Annotated in this window: 21 protein-coding genes; 13 read left to right on the forward strand and 8 right to left on the reverse strand. The window is 70.3% G+C overall.

Going from position 1 to position 21,654, the window contains the following annotated elements:
• The first annotated feature begins 175 nt into the window (after positions 1-175).
• Together ACWEFB_RS37395 and ACWEFB_RS37400 are read left to right on the forward strand one after the other, a co-directional pair.
• A complete protein-coding gene (locus tag ACWEFB_RS37395; protein WP_452292966.1) occupies positions 176-625 on the forward strand; it encodes a GNAT family N-acetyltransferase in 450 nt (149 codons plus the stop codon).
• A 221-nt stretch (positions 626-846) separates the two neighbouring features.
• Entirely contained in the window at positions 847-1,008 is a 162-nt protein-coding gene (locus tag ACWEFB_RS37400) for a hypothetical protein (RefSeq protein WP_452292967.1), read from the forward strand.
• Between the two features lie 22 nt (positions 1,009-1,030).
• Here ACWEFB_RS37400 and ACWEFB_RS37405 read toward each other — a convergent pair whose 3' ends face one another.
• On the reverse strand, positions 1,031-1,465 hold the full coding sequence (locus ACWEFB_RS37405) for a VOC family protein (RefSeq protein WP_452292968.1): 435 nt from the start codon (positions 1,463-1,465) through the stop codon (positions 1,031-1,033).
• A gap of 65 nt (positions 1,466-1,530) precedes the next feature.
• On the opposite strand from ACWEFB_RS37405, the gene ACWEFB_RS37410 reads away from it, so the two are divergent.
• From ACWEFB_RS37410 to ACWEFB_RS37420, 3 genes are all read left to right on the forward strand, one after another.
• Complete coding sequence (locus ACWEFB_RS37410; RefSeq protein ID WP_452292969.1) at positions 1,531-1,839, forward strand: ankyrin repeat domain-containing protein; 309 nt, start codon at positions 1,531-1,533, stop codon at positions 1,837-1,839.
• A gap of 153 nt (positions 1,840-1,992) precedes the next feature.
• Entirely contained in the window at positions 1,993-2,916 is a 924-nt protein-coding gene (locus tag ACWEFB_RS37415; RefSeq protein ID WP_452292970.1) for an aminoglycoside phosphotransferase family protein, read from the forward strand.
• A 193-nt stretch (positions 2,917-3,109) separates the two neighbouring features.
• Positions 3,110-3,868 carry an SDR family NAD(P)-dependent oxidoreductase gene (locus tag ACWEFB_RS37420; protein WP_452292971.1) on the forward strand — a complete coding sequence of 253 codons (759 nt, stop codon included), beginning with the start codon at positions 3,110-3,112 and terminating at the stop codon, positions 3,866-3,868.
• Positions 3,869-3,894: 26 nt separating this feature from the next.
• Here ACWEFB_RS37420 and ACWEFB_RS37425 read toward each other — a convergent pair whose 3' ends face one another.
• Positions 3,895-4,311: a winged helix-turn-helix transcriptional regulator gene (locus ACWEFB_RS37425; protein WP_452292972.1), complete on the reverse strand. Its 417-nt coding sequence runs from the start codon at positions 4,309-4,311 to the stop codon at positions 3,895-3,897.
• Between the two features lie 103 nt (positions 4,312-4,414).
• Between ACWEFB_RS37425 and ACWEFB_RS37430 the strand changes: the two genes are divergently transcribed.
• Complete coding sequence (locus ACWEFB_RS37430; protein ID WP_452292973.1) at positions 4,415-5,353, forward strand: NADP-dependent oxidoreductase; 939 nt, start codon at positions 4,415-4,417, stop codon at positions 5,351-5,353.
• 61 nt (positions 5,354-5,414) lie between these two features.
• Here the strand turns inward: ACWEFB_RS37430 and ACWEFB_RS37435 are convergent, their stop codons facing one another.
• Positions 5,415-6,002, reverse strand: coding sequence for a TetR/AcrR family transcriptional regulator (locus ACWEFB_RS37435; protein WP_452292974.1), 588 nt, complete (start codon positions 6,000-6,002; stop codon positions 5,415-5,417).
• Positions 6,003-6,141: 139 nt separating this feature from the next.
• Between ACWEFB_RS37435 and ACWEFB_RS37440 the strand changes: the two genes are divergently transcribed.
• Both ACWEFB_RS37440 and ACWEFB_RS37445 read left to right on the forward strand, forming a co-directional pair.
• Positions 6,142-6,582, forward strand: coding sequence for a VOC family protein (locus tag ACWEFB_RS37440; RefSeq protein ID WP_452292975.1), 441 nt, complete (start codon positions 6,142-6,144; stop codon positions 6,580-6,582).
• Positions 6,583-6,753: 171 nt separating this feature from the next.
• On the forward strand, positions 6,754-7,770 hold the full coding sequence (locus tag ACWEFB_RS37445) for a TrmB family transcriptional regulator (protein WP_326562727.1): 1,017 nt from the start codon (positions 6,754-6,756) through the stop codon (positions 7,768-7,770).
• A 44-nt stretch (positions 7,771-7,814) separates the two neighbouring features.
• On the opposite strand, the gene ACWEFB_RS37450 is transcribed toward ACWEFB_RS37445, so the two are convergent.
• From ACWEFB_RS37450 to sodN, 3 genes are all read right to left on the reverse strand, one after another.
• On the reverse strand, positions 7,815-11,576 hold the full coding sequence (locus ACWEFB_RS37450) for a S8 family serine peptidase (RefSeq protein ID WP_452292976.1): 3,762 nt from the start codon (positions 11,574-11,576) through the stop codon (positions 7,815-7,817).
• Positions 11,577-11,832: 256 nt separating this feature from the next.
• Positions 11,833-12,372: an N-acetyltransferase family protein gene (locus ACWEFB_RS37455; protein ID WP_452292977.1), complete on the reverse strand. Its 540-nt coding sequence runs from the start codon at positions 12,370-12,372 to the stop codon at positions 11,833-11,835.
• Positions 12,369-12,776: a superoxide dismutase, Ni gene (gene sodN, locus ACWEFB_RS37460; RefSeq protein WP_326562730.1), complete on the reverse strand. Its 408-nt coding sequence runs from the start codon at positions 12,774-12,776 to the stop codon at positions 12,369-12,371. Before sodN ends, ACWEFB_RS37455 begins: the two co-directional genes overlap by 4 nt.
• A gap of 90 nt (positions 12,777-12,866) precedes the next feature.
• On the opposite strand from sodN, the gene ACWEFB_RS37465 reads away from it, so the two are divergent.
• The 5 genes from ACWEFB_RS37465 (at position 12,867) to ACWEFB_RS37485 (ending at position 18,068) form a co-directional block, all read left to right on the forward strand.
• On the forward strand, positions 12,867-13,223 hold the full coding sequence (locus tag ACWEFB_RS37465) for a S24 family peptidase (RefSeq protein ID WP_452292984.1): 357 nt from the start codon (positions 12,867-12,869) through the stop codon (positions 13,221-13,223).
• Between the two features lie 141 nt (positions 13,224-13,364).
• Entirely contained in the window at positions 13,365-14,543 is a 1,179-nt protein-coding gene (locus ACWEFB_RS37470; protein ID WP_452292978.1) for an NAD(P)-dependent malic enzyme, read from the forward strand.
• A 125-nt stretch (positions 14,544-14,668) separates the two neighbouring features.
• Positions 14,669-15,631 carry a zinc-binding dehydrogenase gene (locus tag ACWEFB_RS37475; RefSeq protein ID WP_452292979.1) on the forward strand — a complete coding sequence of 321 codons (963 nt, stop codon included), beginning with the start codon at positions 14,669-14,671 and terminating at the stop codon, positions 15,629-15,631.
• 431 nt (positions 15,632-16,062) lie between these two features.
• On the forward strand, positions 16,063-17,331 hold the full coding sequence (locus ACWEFB_RS37480; RefSeq protein WP_452292980.1) for a hypothetical protein: 1,269 nt from the start codon (positions 16,063-16,065) through the stop codon (positions 17,329-17,331).
• A 557-nt stretch (positions 17,332-17,888) separates the two neighbouring features.
• Entirely contained in the window at positions 17,889-18,068 is a 180-nt protein-coding gene (locus ACWEFB_RS37485; RefSeq protein WP_452292981.1) for a hypothetical protein, read from the forward strand.
• 79 nt (positions 18,069-18,147) lie between these two features.
• Here ACWEFB_RS37485 and ACWEFB_RS37490 read toward each other — a convergent pair whose 3' ends face one another.
• Entirely contained in the window at positions 18,148-19,335 is a 1,188-nt protein-coding gene (locus tag ACWEFB_RS37490) for an acetate/propionate family kinase (protein WP_452292982.1), read from the reverse strand.
• The gene (gene pta, locus ACWEFB_RS37495; RefSeq protein ID WP_452292983.1) at positions 19,332-21,440 is read right to left on the reverse strand and encodes a phosphate acetyltransferase; all 2,109 of its coding nucleotides are present in this window, start codon (positions 21,438-21,440) and stop codon (positions 19,332-19,334) included. Before pta ends, ACWEFB_RS37490 begins: the two co-directional genes overlap by 4 nt.
• Between the last annotated feature and the right edge of the window lie 214 nt (positions 21,441-21,654).

Below are 21,654 nucleotides of genomic sequence, written 5' to 3' on the forward strand. Positions count from 1 at the left end.
AACACCTGACGATGCCCGAACGTCACCACACCCGGCCTGGCCACCAGCACCTCCAGCACAACCAAGATCAGTTGCACTGAATCCTAGAAACCGCCAGCCTCGGGGTGTCGCTAACTTCATGATCAACGAGGTGAGGGGGTGGGTGGTGGGGGCAGGGTTTGTGGTGTGGTGATTTGTGTGCGCGGTTCGGCGGGAGGACGCGGCGGGGGTTGCTGTTCTGCTTGGTCAACTTGGTTATCCGATCGATGGCGCGGCTGTGCGTGAACGCCTGACCTACTGGTTGGGCGACGAGGCGAGCGTGTTGCTCGGCGCTGACGATGACGGTGAGTTGGTCGGAGTCGCCGCCCTGCACGTCTGTCCGATCCTGGAGGGCACCGGCAAGTTCGGCCGGGTCGTGGCCCTGGTGGTTGATGACCGGTACCGAGGTCAGGGGGTAGGGCGCTCGTTGATGGCCGAGATCGAGAAACGGGCGTACGCCGCCGGCTGCATCCTGATGGAGGTGACAAGCGGTGGCCACCGGGAATCGGCGCACCGGTTCTACGCGGTATTGGGGTACCAGGACGCCCATGAGAGATCGAAACGCTTCACCAAGTTCCTGTCCGGGGACACGAAAGAACCCGTGTAGGCGAGGAGGGCCGCGGATATCGCTTCGTGAGTACGCTGGTGAACGAGGTGTCCGGTTCGATGTGGAGCCGCGAGGGTGGGATTTCAACCCGGGAGCGGGAAACGTGCCGGGCGTGGATGGCGTACGGGACACAAGGGACCGTGACGGCGGGGTACTGACCTTCGTGCCCGGCCGCCTGGCGGGCGTTTGTCGGCTCGATCGCGGGAAGTGGGGTGGGTAACGTGTCGGACGAGTGGCTGGTGATCATGTTGATGGTCGGCACCCCGATCGTGGGAGCGGCCCTGCTGTTGGCCGTACTCATACCGATCGGGCGTCGCGCGCGGGCTGCCGTACGTTCCGGGCGCAACACCGCGCGGCCGGGCAACTCGTGGAACATCTCCTGACCGGGCCCTGAGCCGAGCAGGGTCAGCCCGGCGGGGGCTGGATCAGCTCGATGAGGTTTCCCTCGGGATCCTTGACGTAGGCGAACCGGGCGCCGGGCTGGACCGCGTCGGCCGGTGGCCAGACGGGCTGTGCACCGGTCCGGGTCAGGCGCATGAAGGCGTCGTCGAGGTTGTCGACCTCCAGGGCCCAGTGGCCGTACCCCTGACCCCGCGCGGTGTCGAGCGGATCGGTGAAGATCTCGGGACGGGTGGAACCCTCCCGTTCGATGAGTTCGACCCGTACGCCGTTGCTCGCCTGGAGCACGGCTGTCCGTACCGGCGGTTGGGGAAGTTCGAACTGTTCGATCACGTTGGTGAACCCGAGCGCGTCCTGATACCAGCGTTGCTGGGCGTCGAGGTTTGCCACGGACAGGCTGACGTGATGGAAGCGGACCTGGAAAGGTTTGATGCTCGCCATGTCGGAATTTCCTCGTCGAAGTCGGCGTGAGCAGGTCAGCACCGCGATCGTAACGATCGGGCGGGGTGCGGCGCCGTGGAACCTCGATTCGTACGGGCGCGGGCGGCGTCGTACGACTGCTCCTCGCGGCCGGCGCCGACCCGGACGGTGAGAGTGGGCGCGGTGATCAGGGCACGCCGCTGTGCGCGGCCGCCGCCTGGGGTCACACCGACGTCGTACGCGAACTCCTCGCCCACGGCGCGGACGCCGACCTGCGCGAGGACCGGGGGAGCGGTGACTCCCCACTCGAGTGGGCGCTACGCGGCAGCCACACCGGGACGGCGGAACTGCTGCGCGCCGCGGGCGCCCACCCGAGGCCGTCGCAGAGCGGCTAGCGCAGTGCCGGCAGGCGGTCGGGCCAGTCGCCGAGGAGCGGAAACGGGCGCCGGTACCGCCCAGAGCGGCGTCGAAGTCGTCCACGGCCGGCGGTAGCTGTGCCGGGCGCAAACTTGGTTGCGACCGGCTGATGCCCGTACAACCCTGGTCGGATGGAGCAGGACGGAACGGACCGGGTGGACGCCGACGACTTCCCGACGATCGACGTGGCGCTGGCGCGCCGGCTGGTCCGGGCGCAGTTCCCGCGGTGGGCCGATCTCCCCGTCCGGCCGGTCGAGTTCGGTGGCTGGGACAACCGGACCTTCCACCTCGGCGACGAGATGACCGTACGGCTGCCCAGCGGACCGGGGTACGAGCCACAGGTCGCCAAGGAACACCGGTACCTGCACACACTCGCCCCGCATCTGCCGCTGCCCATTCCCGCGCCGCTCGCGATGGGCGTACCGGGCGAGGGGTATCCGCTGAACTGGTCCGTCTACGGGTGGATCGAGGGCGAGGTGGCAAATCCCGACCGGATCGGTGACCTGACCGAGTTCGCCACCGACCTGGCCGGCTTCCTGAACGCACTGCAACGGATCGACGCGAGCGACGGGCCGCCGCCGGGGCTGCACAGCGCGTACCGGGGCGGGCCGCTGGAGACGTACGACGACGACACCCGGCGGGCGATCGCGATGCTGGGGGATCGGATCCCCGGTGACACGGCCACCGCGTTGTGGGAGGCGGCGCTCAAGACGACGTGGGAACGTACGCCGGTCTGGTTCCACGGTGATGTCGCCTCCGGGAACCTGCTCGTCCGCGACGGCCGGTTGTCGGCCGTCATCGATTTCGGCTGTTCCGGGGTCGGCGATCCGGCCTGTGACGTGACGATCGCCTGGACCCTGCTGTCGGGGCCGAGCCGCGAGGCGTTCCGGACCGCGCTCGACGTCGACCCCGGCACCTGGGTCCGGGGACGTGCCTGGGCCCTCTGGAAGGCACTGATCGTCTTCGCCGGTCTTGCCGGGGCCCACCCCGGTCGCCAGGCGGCCGAGAAGCTGATCCTCGACGACATCCTCGCCGAGTACGAGCGCACCGCCTGATCCACCGTCACTTCCTCCGACGCGACGTCGACGGTCCCGGGTGGGCGGTTCCCTGCGGGGAACCTGCGCACTTATAACTGCCTTCTTGTCGATCGGCGTGTCCACGGGCAGCCTTGGTCGGGTGACCGGACAGCCCCGAAATTGGGGCTCCGGTCGAGACGTTCGACCAATTCCGGAAAGGGACACGGGGCAGATGTCTGCGCGACTTCAATCGAAGGTAATCATTGTCACTGGCGGCACCATGGGAATGGGACGGGCGTTCGCGCAGCGAGCCGCACGGGAGGGCGCGAAGGTTGTCATCGGCGCCCGCGACAAGGCGCGCGGTGTGGAGGTCGCCGCCGAGATCGCGGCGAGCGGTGGCCAGGTCCTGTTCGTGCCGACCGACGTCACCGTGGAGGAGCAGGTCGCTGAGCTGGTACGGGTCACCGTCGCCGAGTTCGGCCGGCTCGACGGGGCGTTCAACAACGCCGGTGGTGGCAACGCCGTCGGTGCCGTACGCGAGATCGACGACGCCTTCTGGCGCAGCACGATCGACCGCAACCTGACCAGCGTGTTCTACAGCCTCAAGTACGAGATCCCGGCGATCGTCGCGTCCGGCGGCGGTTCCATCGTGAACAACGCCTCGACCGTGGGTGTGGTCGGGGACGCGAAACTGGCGGCCTATTCGGCGGCGAAGCACGGTCTTGTCGGCCTCACCCGTTCGGTGGCGCTCGACGTCGCGAAAGAGGGCGTACGGGTGAATGCGTTGGTGACCGGACTGGTCGACACCCCGTTGTGGCGTCAGGTCTCGGCCAACCCGGAAATCGAGCAGTATTTCCTGGGTTTGCAGCCGAACGGCAAGGCCGGTGCGGAAGAGGACATCGCCGCGTTCACGTCGTTTCTGCTCAGTGACGAGGCGACCTTCATCACCGGGGCGGCACTCGCGATCGACGGCGGCCTGACCGCGAAGTAGTCACGGCCAACGAGCCGCCGTCGGCGTCACAGGTCGGTGGTGGTCGGGTCCTGGTAGCGGCGGTCGTACGCGACTCGGGTGGCCCGGATCCCGTCGAGGTTCTGCTCGGTCCAGCCGGCGAGGTCCTGCACGATGGTGAGCAGGGTCTGCCCGGCGGGGGCGAGGGCGTACTCGACCTGCGGCGGGACGGTGGGGTGCACCGTACGGGTGACCACTCCGTCGCGCTCCAGGCCGCGCAGGGTCGCACTGAGCATCCGCTGGGTGATCGGGTACGCCAGCCTCCGCAGTTCGTTGAACCGGCGGGACCCCTTGCCCAGTTCGCAGATCACGACCACGGACCACTTGTCACCGACCCGTGCCAGGACGCTGCGCATGAGCTCGGCGTCGCAGGTGACCGCGGGCTCCGCAGTCGGGGTGATCTTGTCGACGAGCGTGGCCGTCATGGTGGTTCCTCCACGGGGTGACCCTGGTATTCGAAGCGTACTAGCTAGGCAACCAATAGGGGCCGGGCTCTGTTCCCGGCGATTCACGGAGAGGGTGTCGGACGTGCGAGCGGTGGGACTGGACGAGTTCGGTGGACCGGAGATGCTCCGGGTGGTGGAGCTGCCCCGCCCGGAGGCGGGACCGGGGCAGATCGGGATCCGGGTGCACGCGGCCGGGGTCACCCCGGGTGACGTGCTGCTGCGCTCCGGTCGGATAGCGGCCCTGATGCGGGGCGTGCGGCGGCCGTACCTGCCGGGTCAGGAGGTGGCCGGGGTGGTCGACCAGATCGGTGCGGACACGGCCACCGACCTGCGGATCGGGGACCGGGTGATGGCGATGGTCGTCCCGATCCGGCCCGACGGCGGCGGGTACGCCGAACACGTCGTGCTGGACGCGAACTGGGTGGGACGTGCACCCGCCGGCACGAGCCACGCCGAGGCGGCGACGGTCCCGATGAACGGGTTGACCGCGCGGATGGCACTGGACCAACTCGACCTGCCGCGGAGAGCGACGCTGGCGGTCACCGGTGCTGCGGGCGCGGTCGGCGGGTTCGTCGTACAGCTCGCCAAGCATGCGGGGCTGACGGTGTACGCCGACGCCAAGGCGTCGGACGTACCCCGGGTGTCCGCCCTCGGCGCGGACCAGGTGGTCGAACGCGGGCCCGGTGTCGCGGACCGGTTCCGCGAGCTCGCACCCGGCGGCGTCGACGGCGCGGTCGACACGGTCGGCACCGCCGACCTGTTCGACGCGATCCGCGACGGCGGCGGCCTCGCGTGGGTCAGCGGCGGCTCGACCGAAGCGCCGCGCGGGATCAGAACCGGGTACGTCTACATGCCGGACTACGGCGGCCGACCCGACGAACTCGACGAACTGCGGCGTCTCGCCGAAACCGGAGTCCTGACCCTCCGGGTCGCCGACACCTTCCCGCCGGAGCAGGCAGGGCAGGCCCACCGCCTGCTCGAAGCCGGTGGCGTACGCGGTCGCCTCGTCATCGCCTTCTGACCCGAACGGGTTCGGGCCGGCTGATCCGAGCGCGTTCCGGTCGGCGATGTCGGGAACGGGGTCAGGCCGGCCGGCGGAGTCCGGCCAGCAGGTGTTCCAGGGCCGTCATCGTCGCGTCCAGGGCGGCCGGGTCGGAGGACTGGGCCAACCAGAGTGCGGCCTCGTTCATCGCCCCGGACAGCAGTCGGGCCAGCGGCTGGACCGGCTGCGGGGCGATCACCCCGGCGGTGATCAGCGACTCCAGCGCCTCGGTCAGGTGATGGGCGGAGGTGGACTCGTCCATCAACCGCCACTCGTTCCAGCCCAGCACGGTTGGCGCGTCGACCAGCATGATCCGCCGGATCGCCGGATCCGAACCGGCGGCCAGGAAGGCCCGGCACCCGGCGAGGAGTTGCTGCCACGGATCGTCGTGCGCCCCGGCGGCCTCGGCCACCCTGTCCCCCAGGTCCCGTTGCGCCTGTTCGACCACCGCCCGGAACAGCCCGGCCTTGCTGCCGAAGTGGTGGTACGCCGCCCCCTTCGTCACCCCGACCGCGTGGGCGACCTCCTCCAGCACCACCGCGTGGAAGCCGTCCCGGGCGAACCGCCGCCGGCCCTCCGTCAGCAGCGCACGCCGGGTCTCGGCCCGCTGCTCGGCCCGACTCACCATCCGCAGCCCGTCCCGCCGATCCCGCTGCCAGTTCCGTTCATCCCGCCGCCCGTCCCGTCCACCGCGATTGACATACCGAGAGTATGTCATTAGCGTCCGTTCGCATACCCAAGGTATGTGAACGGACGACGGAGGTCCCATGGAAACCGCGCTGACCAGCTTCTACCCGGTGATCTGCACCCGTGACGTGGCCGCGTCCCGCGACTTCTACACCCGGCACTTCGGCTTCGAGACCACCTTCGAAGCCGACTGGTACGTCAGCCTCCGCCGCCCCGAATCCCCGCACTACGAGTTGGCGCTGCTCGACCACACCCACGAGACGCTGCCCGACGGCTACCGCCGACCGGTCCAGGGGCTGATCCTCAACTTCGAGGTGACCGATGTGGACGCCGAACACCGGCGGCTGGTGCACGGGGCCGGTCTCACCGAGGAACTCTCCCTGCGCAGCGAGGACTTCGGCCAGCGGCACTTCATCGTCGCCGCCCCGGACGGCGTACTGGTCGACGTCATCACCCCCATCGCCCCCGGCGAGGCGTACGCGGCACAGTTCAACCCGGTGACCGTGACGTCGGGCGAATGATCGACCACCACCCCGGACCCACCCCGATTTGTGATCAATAAATTTCTCCGTCGGTGGATCCGTGCCGCCGAACCGGGCGTCGAATGATCACCGCGTCGTCCGTACGGGCATGCCGGGCGACCGCGGGGTTCGTAGAGTTCGACCCGGTGTGGGTGGCAGGGGAGGCACGTGATGTTCGACGACACGGGGCTGCTGGGGGCCGCGGAGGAGCGGGCGTACCGGCTGCTCCTGCGGCTCTCCGCGGCCAGTCCCGCCGACCTGGCCGGGCTGGCCGCGCTGCCGGTGACCGAGGCGGCCGAACTGCTGGAGGCGTTGCGCAGCAAGGGACTCGCCGTTGCCCGACCCGGCCCCGAGCCGGTGTTCGAACCGCTGCCGCCGGACGTCGCCCTCGGCAACACCCTGCTTCGCCGGCAGGAGTCGCTGGAGACCGCGCGGCAGGCGGTCGCGGCGCTGACCGAGGAGTACCGGGCCAGTGACCGCCGCCGCAACGCCGACCACCTGGTGGAGGTGGTCGTCGGTGCCACCGCGCTACGGGAACAGCTCCGGGACCTGCAGAACTCGGCCCGCGAGGAGATCCTCTGGTTCTGCCGGGCCAACCCGCTGGCGATGTCCGGACCGGAGAACTCCGAGGAGTCGACCGCCCTGACCAGGGGCGTACGGTACCGGGCGATCTACGAACGGGCGCTGCTGGAAATGCCCGGCGAGTTGGACAGCATCGCCGAGAGCGTACGCGGCGGAGAGGAGGCCCGTACGCTGCCGGCGCTGCCGGTCCGGCTCGCCATCGCCGACCGCTCCACCGCGATCTGCCCGCTCGTACCCGACGACCACCAGGGCATCGGCGAGCCGACCGCCGCCCTGATCCGGCGCAGTGAACTGCTCGACGCGCTGTTCGCCCTCTTCGAGAGCCACTGGGACCGGGCCAGCCCGATCCGCTGGGACGGCGAGCCCGGCGGCACGGGCGGCGAACTGACAGTGGCCACCGAATCCGGCGTCGACGAGGTGCTGGACGGGAGCGAACGCTTCCTGCTGTCGCTGTTCGTGGCCGGGTTCCCGGACAAGTCGATCGCGTCGCAACTCGGCGTCAGCCGCCGTACGGTGCAACGCCGGCTGGAGCGGTTGATGCTGCTCGCCGGCGTGGACACCCGTACCGGCCTGGCCTTCCAGGCCGCCCGTCGGGGGTGGCTCTGAGCGTCGGGCGGGACGACGGGACCGGTCGCCCCGCCCGACGGGCCTCAGCGCAGGCCGTACGCCCGGATCACGGTCTGGGTGACCGCGTTGCCGGACCGGTCGGTGGCCTTGACCCGCAGCGACACCGTGCCCCTGCCGGCCGGGATCGTCGCCCGGTAGTCCGTACCGTCCCCGGACACCCGGGCCTTCTTCCAGGTGCGTCCCTCGTCGAAGGACACATCGACGGTCAGCTCGGTGCCACGCGGCGCCGACAGTCCGTCCTGGCTGCGCAGGCTCAGGCCGAGCGTGTGCTGACGGTCGGTCGCCCGGCCGTTCGCGTCCACCGGTGCGGAGTAGTCGACCTGCAACAGCGGCAGCGGCCTGGCCCGGTCGCCGGACTGCTGGCCGGAGCGGAAGTCCCACACCGTCTCGGTACGGGTACCGAAGCTCCACTCCTCGCCGTCGCGTTGGGCGGTCAACGCCAACCGGTACCGCGCCTCCGGCCCGGTGGTGGTGACATCCTGGCGGGCGTTGGGCAGTTCGGCGAGCAGCTTTCCGTTGCGCCACAGCTTCGCCCCGACCTGGGTCGCCTCACCGATGGTGAAGTGGCCGTCGGAGTCGACGAACTCCGGCACCCGCAGCGCGAACGCGTTCCCGGTGCGGGTGGAGACCAGCTCCGGCACCCCGGCCGGCGACGCCGGTCGGACCACCGGGGCAATCCAGCTCTCCTGCGACCTACCGGCACGGTAGGAGGTGGGCGGCTCGGTCATCCCACCAGCCAGCGAGCCGAAGTCGTTCCACGGCCAGTCGTGCACCACCCGGTGCTGCCACAGTGAGTCCCCGCTGGTCACCCACTCCTCGCGGACCTTCGGGGTCTCGACGAAGCGGGACGAGTCGTTCCACGAAAACGTCTGCCAGGGGCGCCATCCGAATCGCTGCTCCTTCTGCCACGGGATACCGCCGTTGTCGGCGTAGGTGGAGGTGATCCGTACCGAGTTGGCTTCGGTCACCCGGTAGACGACCCGGTCCGGAACCCGGCCGGTCTCGACATGCTGGACGTCGTACAGGTAGGGGCTGGACGTGGTCAGGGTCAGCTTCAACCTGGCCCGGCCCTTGGCGGCGCGGGCGATCAGCTTCTCCCCGGCGTCGGCCGTCACGGCCAGCATCGGGATCGCCTCCCGGTCACCGATCGGCCGCCACACCGTCCAGGCCGACCAGTCCGCCGGGCGGACCATCAGGGTCACCGCCGCACCGGCGGCAGCCGCGGCAGCGGTCACCTCGCTCTCGCTCGGCGCGTCCTCCCCACCCGGCTCGTTGGCCGAGCGGATCACGACCGCGGCGCCGCGTACCTTCGCCGCCGCCAGTTCGGCCGGGGTGCCCCGGCCGGCGTAGACCAGCGAAAACTCACGCTCACCGTCGTACGCCGGGGACTGCCCGGTCAGGTTGATGTCCAGCGGACCGGACACCCCGTCGACCTTGGCCTGCACCATCGGCGCGACGAGCTGCCAGCGGGAGGAGAACTCGAACTTCCCGGTGGAGACCCGCTTCGTCGGGGTGACGTTGACCTGCTGGACGGTGCTGAAGCTCATCACCCCGAGGTCCATCTGCCGGCCGGTGCCGGTCACCCGGTGCACGTAGTAGCTCAACACCGCCTGCTGCTCGGACGGCTTGGGCGTCTCGATCCGGATCGGGGTGCCCTTGCGGGCGTCGAGCAGGACCTCGATGTCCCGGTCGACCCGCAACTCCGGATCGATGATCGCGGTCAGCTGCTCGTTCTGCACCCCGCCGTCGGAGATCAGCGCGTTCAGCAGGTACGTGCCCTCCTCGACCTGTACCTGCTGGGTCGTGCCCTCCCACAGGAAACCGAGGAAGTCCGAGCGGCTGCTGTCGCCCTGGAGCATGACGACCGGAACCGCCACCGGCTTGCCGGCCCGGTCCACCGCGCGCAGGGTCACCGTGTGCCGGGGACCCTCCGAGGTGACCGCCAGCGCCGTGGTGACCAGTACGCCATCCGGCCCGGTCGCGGTCACCCAGCCGCCGTACTGGCCGGGTGCCAGGTTCGCCAGGTCGACGGTGACCGGTACCTCCACCGAGCCCTTGGCCGGCACGGTCACCGTACCGGTGCCGGTGGTGATGGCGCCGTTCTGCGGGGCCCTGGTGCCGAGGTTCGACACGTCCACGGCGAGCGTGAGCGTCACCGGCGCCGTCCCGTCGTTGGTGTACGTCACCGTCCGGCTGACCGGGGCGGTGCCGGGTCCGGCGCCCGTGTGCAGCCCGAAGTTGGCCACACCGGTGGCGAACACCCGCTGGCCCACCGCACGGGCCACGTCCACCCGACCGGCCCCCTCGGCGAACACCGACAGCTCCCTGTTCGTACGGGCGGTGCTGACCAGAGCGTCCTTCAGCCGTGCCGGCGACCAGTCGGGGTGCTGCTGGGCCAGGAGTACGGCCGCACCGGCCACGTGCGGGGTCGCCATCGAGGTGCCGGACGCGGCGGTGTAGAGGTCGTCGACCGGCGTACCCATGGTGGTGCCGGCGGCACGGGCGGCGACGATGTCCACACCGGGAGCGGTGATTTCCGGCTTGAGGCCCTCGTCACCGAGGCGCGGGCCCCGGCTGGAGAACTCGGCCAGGGACTCGTCCCGGTCGACCGCGCCGACGGTCAGCGCCGACGGGGCGACACCGGGCGAACCGACGGTGTAGTCCGCGCCCTCGTTGCCGGCGGCGATCACGAACAGGGTGCCGTCCTCGGCGGTGATCCGGTCGACCGCCTGGCTCATCGGGTCGGTGCCGTCGGTTCCGCCACCGCCGAGGCTCATGTTGATGACCGCCGCGCCCTGGTCGGCGGCCCACTCCATGCCGGAGATGATCCACGACTCGTAGCCGCTGCCGTCGTCGCCGAGGACCTTGCCGACCAGCAGGCTCGCGCCCGGTGCGACCCCCTTGCGGGTGCCGCCGGACCCGGCACCGGTGCCGGCGACGGTCGCCGCCACGTGGGTGCCGTGGCCGAAGTGGTCGGTGGTGTCGGGGCTGTCGCTGAAGTTCTGCGCGAGCGCCACCTTGCCGGCGATGTCGGGGTGGGTCTGGTCGATCCCGGTGTCGAGCACGGCCACCTTGACCCCGGTGCCGTCGAACCCGGCCTGCCAGGCGGCGGGGGCGCCGATCTGGGCGGTGCTCCGGTCGAGCACCGGGTGGACCTTGCCGTCGAGCCAGATCTGGCTGATCCCGTTGCCGAACGCGGGTGCGCCGGAGCCGGCCGACCGGGCACCGGGTGCGGTCGTCGCCGGTGCGGCGGCCTGCCAGAACCCGGCCAGCGAGTCCTTGCGGGCGACCAGTGCGGCACCGCCGATGCTGGCCAGCGGACGGGCGGCGGTCGTACCGGCGAGGGCGCGGGCGGTGCTGGCGGTGCCGGGGTCCCGGTACCGGACGATGAGCGGGAGGCTGGCCGCCGAACCGTCGGCGTAACCGTCGGCGATCAGCTCCTCGACGTCGAACAGGTCCGCGTCCAGGGTGCCGGCGGAGACGTACGGGACGACGTCGCTGGGCAGCACCCGCATCCCGCCGTCGACCTCGACCGTGTGGAAGGTGATCCCCTCCCGGCCGGGGGCGGGGTGGACCGAGGCGGCGTACCGGCCACCGCCGGCCGGGGCGACCTCGACGACGTCACCGGTGATCAGGGTGACCCTGGACGAGCCGCCCAACGGGTTCGGCACCGCTCCCGGCGGTACGGCCGTCGGTGGGGCGGCTGAGGCCGGTGGCGTACCGGCGGCGGTGATCGCGAGTACGGCCACCAAGCCGGCGGCCGTACGACGCAGGGGGGTGGACATTTCCCAGACTCCTCGGGTTCAGCGGACCGCCATCAAAATGGCGACAGCTCGGAGTCTGTGGCTGGAATATTTCGCCGGTCCCGTATCGGCGGTGCCGCAGAGGCGACATGGCGCTAAGTGGACATCCCACCGCAGCACTGGGTAAACACCGATCAACAGTTGGTGATCGATGGATAGTGCCCGGCCACCTGCGGCCCGTTTCGCGGGCAGCACCCATCGCCGGCAGGGTGAGGGCCGGCGGGGCGGATCGGGGGCGTCAGTCGGCGTGCCGGGCGAGATCGGTCAACGCGTCACCGGTGAGCCGGTACGGCAGCCACTCGTCCATCGCGGCGGCACCGATCGAGTGGTAGAACTCGCGGGCCGGGTTCCAGTTGAGCACCCACCAGTCCAGCCGCTGGTAACCGCGCTCGACGCAGACGGCGGCCAGGGTGGCGAGCAGCCTCCGGCCCGTACCGGTGCCCCGGGCCGCCGGCCGGACGTAGAGGTCCTCCAGGTAGATCCCGTGGACGCCGCGCCAGGTGGAGAAGTTGAGGAACCAGAGCGCGAAACCGATCGGCTCACCGTCGGCGTCGAGCGCGACATGCCCGAACAGCGCCGGCTGTGCGGCGAAGAGGGCCGCGTGAAGCTGCTCCTCGGTGAGGTGGCACTCGTCCGGTGCGCGTTCGTACTCGGCCAACTCGTGCACCATCGCGACGATGGCCGGCACGTCCGAGGGACGCGCCGGCCGAATCGCGGGTGGGGGACTCTCGTCCCCCCGGTCGGCTTGCGGCCGGCCGGTGGAAACAGTGGAGCTCACGCCTGCTTGGTCTCCCAGAAGATCTTCGAGATCTCGTCGATCTTCTGCAGCAGCTCGTCGGCCTTGGCCGGGTCGGTCGACGCCTTCGCGCCGCCGCCGCCACCGGCCAGCTTGGTGGCCTCGTTGAACAGCGAGTGCAGGTTCGGGTACTTCTCGAAGTGCGGCGGCTTGAAGTAGTCGGTCCAGAGCACCCACAGGTGGTGCTTGACCAGCTCGGCGCGCTGTTCCTTGATGATCAGGGCGCGGGTCCGGAACTCCGGGTCCGTGTTGGCCTGGTACTTCTCGCAGATCGCCTTTACGGACTCGGCCTCAATCCGAGCCTGTGCCGGGTCGTAGACCCCGCAGGGCAGGTCGCAGTGGGCGTGCGCGACGAAACGTGGTGTGAGGATGCGTGGAAGTCGCATCAAGGCCCTCCGTGGGATGTTTGCGATGATCCGAGACGACATTACTCCTGACTTACGTCCCCAGGGGCGGGGAGGTGAAACCTGGTGCGCATGGGACCAGCGGGAAATCGACCGGACCGGCCGGTGCCACCGGGGCGAGGGCTGTTCGCCGTACTCGTGAGCGGTCCGTCCATGGTGCCGACGCTGCGTCACGGCGACGCGGTGCTGGTGCGGCGGCGTGGTCGCGCGATCCGGCCCGGTGACGTGGTCGTCGCGGTCTTCCGCACCCGCCCCGACCTGGTTGTGGTCAAGCGGGTGGTCCGCGCCGAGGACGGTGGGTGGTGGTTGCACGGTGACAACCCGCTGATCACGGACGACTCCCGAGCGTACGGAGTGGCCGATGTGCTCGGTCGGGTGGTGCTGCGGTACTGGCCGCGCCTGCGGAGGTTCGGTTACCACCCGGTATGACCCTGCTCACAGGTACGGTAAACAGACGACAGTATGCTCATTGGCCGTGCCTGGGTGACCCCCCGCACCGCACCGCCGGTCTTTCGCCGACCTCGCGTCGAGCCGGTTGGGTCCAACTGCTCGACGAATCCTGGAGTTCCCATGTCATCGTCTTCTGTGGATCATGCTGATCCGGTTTTCGAACTGCACCGAGGCGGCAAGCTGGCGGTGGCCTCGACGGTACCGCTGACCAGCAGGGAAGACCTGTCGCTCGCGTACACCCCCGGGGTCGCCCGGGTCTGCGAGGCGATCGCCGCCGACCCGGGACTGGTCGACGACTACACCTGGGTCTCGCACACGGTGGCCGTGGTGACCGACGGCTCGGCCGTACTCGGGCTGGGCAACATCGGTCCCCGCGCGGCGATGCCGGTGATGGAGGGCAAGGCGGTGCTGTTCAAGCAGTTCGGCGGCGTCGACGCGGTGCCGATCTGCCTGGACACGCAGGACGTGGAAGAGATCATCTCGGTGGTGACCGCGCTGGCCCCGTCGTTCGGGGGGATCAACCTGGAGGACATCAGCGCCCCCCGCTGCTTCGAGATCGAACGCCGGCTGGAGGAGGCGCTGCCGATCCCGGTCTTCCACGACGACCAGCACGGCACCGCGATCGTGGTGCTCGCCGCCCTGCGCAACGCCGCCACCCTGCTCAACCGTAAGCTTGGTGACCTGCGGGTGGTGGTCAGCGGGGCGGGCGCGGCCGGCGTCGCGGTGACCAGGATGCTGGCCGCCGGCGGGGTCAACCCCGACGACATCGTGGTCTGCGACTCGCGCGGCATCCTGCACCCGGAACGCGAGGGGCTCACCCAGGTCAAGGCGGAACTGGCCGACTTCACCAACTCCGCGCGCCGGCAGGGCGACATCACCGCCGCACTGCGCGACGCCGACGTGCTGATCGGCGTCTCCGGCGGGCAGATCCCGGAGGCGGCGATCGCCGGGATGGCGTCCGGCGGGATCGTCTTCGCCCTGGCCAACCCGACACCCGAGGTGCACCCGGACGTCGCGGGCCGGCACGTCGCGGTGGTCGCCACCGGCCGCAGCGACTTCCCGAACCAGATCAACAACGTCCTCGCGTTCCCGGGGATCTTCCGGGGCGCGCTCGACGCACGGGCCACCCGGATCACCGACGGCATGAAGGTGGCCGCCGCCGACGCGATCGCCGCGGTGGTCGCCGAGAACCTGACCCCGGACGCGATCGTCCCGTCGCCGCTGGACCCCCGGGTCGCCCCGGCGGTGGCCGAGGCCGTCCTCGACGCCGCCCGCCGCGACGGCGTCGCCCGCGCCTGAGGCGTGGGCAAGGGTCCCTTCCTGTCGTTTCCCGGGCAGGGAGGGACCCTTGCTCGTTTGCGGGGCCGGTGCGCGCGATTGCCGGGCGGGCGGGGCAGTTCCGGTGGTGGGCCGGCGCTGTTAGCGTGCGGATCATGCGTGCCGCCTTCGCCTCGACGTTCGATGCCGACAATCCGCTCGCCGCGCTCACCGTCGGCGAGCGTCCGGAGCCGGTGCACCCGGCCGACGACTGGGTGACCGTGGAGGTCAGGGCCAGTTCCCTCAACCGGCACGACCTGTGGTCACTGGTCGGGGTCGGGCTGAGCGTGGATCAGTTGCCGATGATCCTCGGGTGCGACGCCGCCGGCATCGACCCGGACGGCAACGAGGTGCTCGTCTACCCGGTGGTCCTGGATCCGGCCGACCCACGTGGCGTGTCGATCCTGTCGGAGAAGTTCCAGGGCACCCTGGCCGAGCGGGTCGCGGTGCCGAGGGGGAACCTGGTGCCCGTACCGGCGGGGCTCTCGCTCACCGACGCGGCCTGCCTGCCGACGGCGTGGCTGACCGCGTACCGGATGCTCACCGACCGGGGGCGGATCGACGAGGGCGACGCGGTGCTGGTGCAGGGCGCCGGGGGCGGGGTGGCGACCGCCGCCGTCGTGCTCGCGGTGGCGATGGGCAAGCGGGTGTACGCGACCAGCCGCGACGCCGCCAAGCGGGACCGGATTGCGGCGCTCGGTGCGACGGCGGTGGCACCGGGAGCCCGGCTGCCGGAACGGGTCGACGTGGTCATCGAGACCGTCGGCGCGGCGACGTTCGACCACTCGATGAAGTCGGCCCGGCCGGGCGCCCGGATCGTGGTGTCGGGGGCGACCTCGGGTCACGAGCCGAAGGTGAACCTCCGTCGGGTGTTCGCGTTGCAGTTGGAGATCCTCGGCACCTCGATGGGTACGCCCGCAGAGTTGGCCGAACTGCTCGCGTTCTGCGTCGACCGGGGGGTCCGTCCGGTGGTCGACTCGGTCCACGGGTTCTCGCAGGTGGCCGACGCGTTCGCCCGGCTCCAGTCCGGCGAGGTGTTCGGCAAGGTGGTGCTCGACCACACCCGGTGAGGAGAGGCCCCGCCGCACCGGGCCTCCCGGAGCCCGACGGTCCGCTTCGGACGGCGATGCCCCACCTTTCGCCGAGGGTAGCCGACCGAACACGCGCGACCCCGCGATTTGAAAATCCGGACCTTTCCCCCTGGGCAAAGCGGGGCAAACGAGCGGCGTAAGGCCCCTGAAAAGCGGAGATAAGCCGTGGGAAAGGCCCCCTTTAGGAAAACTAAAGGTTTGGTTTCCGATCTCCTTGTGATACCCCAAGGTCACCTTGAGTGCGCGGTACAGTCATGCGGTTCTGCTCTGCTGATTGCGGACTATATGTAGGTCGAAGGGGTTAGATCTTGAGGTTCTCGGCGGCGCACACAGATATTGAACAAGCATCACGATCCTCGCGAGGCGGGCATAAGTTATTTAGCCGCCGGCCGCGTTCATTGTTGGTAATTTTGACGACCCTTGTTATTGCCGTGGCCGGCATCGGGGTGGCCGTCGCGGGCAGCCGTGACGGTTCGATGGCGGTCTACAAGGACGGCACCGTGATCGACGGTGTCGTGGTCAACGGCTACATACACGTACGGGCGAACAACGTCACGATCAAGAATTCGACGATCCGCTACGGCGGGGCGTCGCACGCGTTGCGGATTTTCGACGGTTTCTCCGGCACCGTGGTCGAGGACACCAAGATTCATTGCGGTTCGGCCCGTACCAATGGGCTCGTGTTCGGCAACTACACCGCCCGGCGGGTGCAGATCTTCGGCTGCCGCAACGGCTTCATGTATTCCGACTCCGCGCCCGCGACGATTGTCGAGTCGACCTGGAACGGCAAGGCGGTGAACGCGGGAGCGGAGATCGGACCGGCTCCCGAGCCGCCGCCGTCGGAATCGACCGCCACCCCCAGCGCCCGCCCCAGCGCGAGCCGTACCACCGCACCGCCCGCATCCAGTGCGCCGCCGCGTGAGGTCGCCGGCCGGATCCCGGAATCGTTCCCCGGTCCGGACAACACCGGCGTACCGGCCGGCACCACGCTCAAGGCCTCCGGCTCGATCAACGCGACCAAGGACGGCCAGGTCTTCACCGGACTCGACATCAAGGGCTGCTTCACCGTCAGTGCCAAGAACGTGATCCTGCGGAAGTCGCGGATCAGTTGCGGCGGGCTCTACTCGATCAGGACCCTCGGTGGGGCGGCCAACCTGCTCGTCGAGGACGTCGAGATCAACGGGCAGGCCAAGAACTCGGCGGCCGTCTGCTGCGGCGACTACACCCTGCGCCGGGTGGAGATCACCAATACGATCGACGGCCCGCGCCTGGGCAGCAACACGGTGATCGAGAACTCCTGGATCCACCACCTCGCCCGGACCAGCGGCTCGCACAACGACGCGTTGCAGACCACCGGCGCCTCGAACATCGTGGTACGCGGCAATTCGCTGGAGACGTACAACCCGACGACCGGGGATCCGTTCAACGCCTGCATCATGATCGGCTCGACCACCGGGCCGAGCGTGAACAACCTGACCTTCGAGCAGAACTACTGCAACGGCGGCAACTACTCGGTCGGGATCCGCGAAGACCTCAAGGGCTCCAACATCCAGTTCCGGCAGAACGTGTTCGGCCGGAACTACCGGTTCGGCGTGGTGGCCCGCCCCGGCCAGGCCGGAATCAGTTGGGACAAGGCAAGCAACGTCTGGGTGGACAGCCGCAAGCCGGTGGTCCCGTAGCTCTACCCCCGCCACCCCCGTCGCGGGCCCGTGCATCACGCACGGGCCCGCGATGTTCCGTCTGAAGGGGTGCGCACGTCGGAGGGGGCGGGCGGTACCGCGGCCGGGAGTGAGCGTACGCACGCCGACCGCGTACGTTCTCTCCGGCGCTCGGCGGGGTGCGGTGCGGTGCACGGCGCCCCGGGGCGGCGACCGCCCGCCCGCGACCGGTGTGCGTGTGCGACCGGGCGGGATGACAGACCCGATCCACGGTCGTTCCCGCGCACCACATTGACCGTAAGCGTCCGCTCCGCCGTACGCGGCCACCCTTCCGGGTGCGGTACGGCGGCCAGCCGGTCGATGTTGACCAGCCACCTCGGTGGCCTCGGCGCCGCCGTACGGGCCGCGCAGTGGCGGTACGCGTCGCGGGGCGTTACCCGGCGCGTCGGCCGGCTGCGCTGCGCAGTTGTCGAGCCTCGGCCGATTGCGGTGGGATTCACCCGGTTCAGTACGGCCCGGATCGCCCCCGCCGCCAGCACTCGACCGCCTGCCGGTGGCTGTTCGCTATGGTCTTCGGCATGCCTGACAGTTACCAGGACCCCAGTGGCAACACCGAGGCGTTCCGTGCCTTCGCGCACCCGTCCGCCGAACCGCCCGCCGCACCCGCCAAGCCGTCGCCGAACCTACCCCTGATCATCGGCGCATCAGTAGCCGCAGTGGTAGTCCTAGCCCTAATCGCCTGGCTAACCCTCTCCTGACCGCGCCACCCCCGTCCCACCTCGTTGATCATGAAGTTGGCGCGACGACACGCCGGTGTCGGGCGCGCCAACTTCATGATCAACCGGGAGGGCGGGGGGACCGGGGGGACCGGGGGGTGAGGAGGGTGGCGGTTTGGTGGGCTATTTCTAGTTCCTCGTTGGTGGCTATTACGTAGACGGGGGTTCGGGAGGTTTCGGGGGAGATGGGGCGGTCGCCGGACTGGGTGGTGTTGCGGTCCGGGTCGATGAGGATGCCCAGGTGGTTCAGGTTTTCCAGGGCGGCGGCGCGGACGGGGGCGGCGTGTTCGCCGACACCGGCGGTGAAGGTGATCGCGTCGAGCCGGCCGAGCAGGGCGTAGTAACCGCCGACGTAGAACCGGATCCGCTGGCAGTAGACCTGGAAGGCCAGCTCCGCGGCCGGGTCACCGGCCTCCCGGCGACGCAGCACCTCGCGCATGTCGTTCGCGCCGGTGAGCCCGTACAGGCCGCTGCGGTGGTTCAGCAGGTCGTCGATCTCGTCGACCGACAGGCCGGCGACCCGCCGGAGTTGCATGATGACCGTCGGGTCCAGGTCACCGCTGCGGGTCCCCATCACCAGACCCTCCAGCGGCCCCATCCCCATCGAGGTGGCGACACTGCGGCCACCGGCGACCGCGCACGCGCTCGCCCCGTTGCCCAGGTGCAGCGTGATCGTGTTGACCTGCCCGTACGGGCGGCCGAGCAGTGCCGCCGTACGCCGGGAGACGTACGCGTGTGAGGTGCCGTGGAAGCCGTAGCGGCGGATGTCGTACCGGCGGGCGGTCTCCGCGTCGATGGCGTACGTGGCGGCGGCCTCGGGCAGGGTCCGGTGGAACGCGGTGTCGAAGACCGCCACCTGCGGCACCCCCGGCAGGAGTTGTCGGGTGACCGCGATCCCGGCCAGGTTCGCCGGGTTGTGCAGCGGCGCCAGCGGCACCAAATCGGTGATCTCCCCGAACACCTCGTCGTCGACCAGGGTCGGCTCGGCGAACCGCTGTCCACCGTGGACCACCCGGTGCCCGACCCCGGTCAGGCCGGTCAGGTCGATCCGGTCCAACACCTGCCGGATCGCGCTCTCATGGTTCGCCGGCCCGCCGCCGGGCTCGCCGATCCGCTCGACCGTGCCCCGGGCGAGCACCACCGGCCCGCCGGCGCCGGCCACCGGTGTCTCGTCACCGGCGTCGACACCGTCGTAGAGGCGGTACTTCAGCGACGACGAACCAGAGTTGACCACCAGGATCCGGCTCACGACGCCACGTCCTCTCGCCGGTCGCCATCGGCGGGACCGGTTGCCGCCGCCTGGATCGCGGTGATCGCCACCGTGTTGACGATGTCCTTCACCGTCGCCCCCCGGGACAGGTCGTTGACCGGGCGGCGCAGGCCCTGCATCACCGGGCCGACCGCCACCGCACCGGCCGAGCGCTGCACCGCCTTGTACGTGTTGTTCCCGGTGTTCAGGTCGGGGAAGACGAAGACGGTGGCCCGGCCGGCGACCGTACTGCCGGGGAGCTTGGCCGCCGCCACCGCCGGGTCGATCGCGGCGTCGTACTGGATGGGTCCCTCGACCAGCAGGTCCGGCCGGCGGGCCCGGACCAGTTCGGTGGCTGCCGCGACCTTCTCCACGTCGGCGCCCGCACCGGACGCCCCGGTCGAGTACGACAGCATCGCCAGCCGGGGTTCGACACCGAACCGGGCGGCGGTGTCGGCCGAGGAGAGGGCGATGTCGGCGAGCTGGTTCGCGTCCGGGTCCGGGTTGACCGCGCAGTCGCCGTACACCAGGACCCGGTCGGACAGCAGCATGAAAAAGACGCTGGAGGCCACCGACACGTCCGGCACGGTACGGATGATCTCGAAGGCGGGGCGGATCGTCGCGGCGGTGGTGTGGGTGGCGCCGGAGACCATGCCGTCGGCCCGACCCAGGTGGACCATCATCGTGCCGAAGTAGTTCGGGCTCACCACCACGTCCTGGGCCAGGTCCGGGGTCACGCCCCGGTGGGCGCGCAGGCGGACGTACTCGGCGGCGAAGTCGTCCCGCCACGGGCTGGCGGCCGGGTCGACCAGGTCGGCCTGCTCGATGTCGACACCGATCTCGCGCGCCCTGCGGCGGATCTCGTCCGGGTCGCCGAGCAGGGTCAGGTCGGCCACCCGGCGGCGGAGCAGGATCTCGGTCGCCCGCAGGATCCGTTCGTCCGTACCCTCGGGCAGCACCAGCCGGCGGCGGATCGCGCGGGCCCGGTCGATCAGGTCGTACTCGAACATCAGCGGGGTGACCCGCGCGGACCGGGCGACCCGCAGTCGACGGGCCAGCTCGGGTGTGTCCACCGCGGCCTCGAAGGCGCCCAGGGCGGCCTCCACCTTGCGCGGGTTCGCCGCACTCGGTCGGCCCTCGATCCGGCTGGAGGCGGACACCGTGTGGTAACTGTCGCCGGGCACCGAGAGCACCGCCAGACCGGTACGCAGCCGCTCGACCAGCCGCATCACCCTCGGGTCCGGCTGCTCGCCGAGGGTGAGCACCAGCCCGGCCACGGACACCTGACCGGCGACGTGCGCCGCCGCTGCGGCGACCAGCAGGTCCGCCCGGTCCCCCGGAGTGATCATCAACGCGCCGTCGGTGAGGTGGTCGAGCAGGGTCGGCACGTGGGCCGCCCCGACGACGAAGTCGAGGACGTCCCGTTCCAGCGCGGCCCGGTCACCGGCGAGCAGGGTGGCGCCGAGCGCCGTGGCCACCTCGGCCACCGTCGGCGCCGACACGGCTGGCACCTCGGGAATCGCGTACGCGGGCACCGGCAGCTCCGGCAGGGTCATCGCCCCCGGCACCCGGTTGGCCACCACCGCCAGTACGGTCGCGCCCAGGTCCTCCAGGTCGTGGTACGCCCCGCGCGCCGCCGCCGCGATCGCCTCCGGCTCCTGCTCGAACCCGTCCACCACCGGCACCACCACGCTGCCGAACTCGGTGGCCAGGCGGGCGTTGAAGGCGAGTTCGCGGGAGAGCCCGCCGGTGCCGCCCTCGGCCGCGTCGTCGAAGTCGCTGCCGACCACGACCACCGCCGGGCAACCACGTTCGACCGTACGGTAGCGCTCCACGATCCGGGAGATCAGTTCCTCCCGCTGCCCGTCGCCGACCAGCCTGGATGCCTCGGCGTAGGTGGTCCCGTACAGGTCGCCGGCCGGGGTGTCGATCCGGTAGCGCTCGCGCAGCAGGGCCAGGATCGGGTCCTCTTCGGTGCCGCTGACCAGGGGCCGGAACACGCCGATCCGCTCGACCTGCCGGGAGAGGAGTTCGGCCAGCCCGAGTGCGATCGTCGACTTGCCGCCGCCGTGCCCCATCCCGGCGATATAGACACTGCGTGCCACGCCCTCAACCTACAAGATCGGGCCCCCACGCCGCCCCTCATGCCACACCTCCCCGTCGATCTAGGGCAGATGGTGGTGATCGGAGATCAACAAGCACGTATATGCCCTAGATCGCCGAGGAGAGGGGGGTGGGGGTGGGTCTGGACTATGTGAGCGATCCAAGGCAGGATTCTTCGATGTACCGCCCACGTCATCTCACGTACTTACAGACGGA

This window comes from Micromonospora sp. NPDC004704 (genome assembly GCF_053601675.1).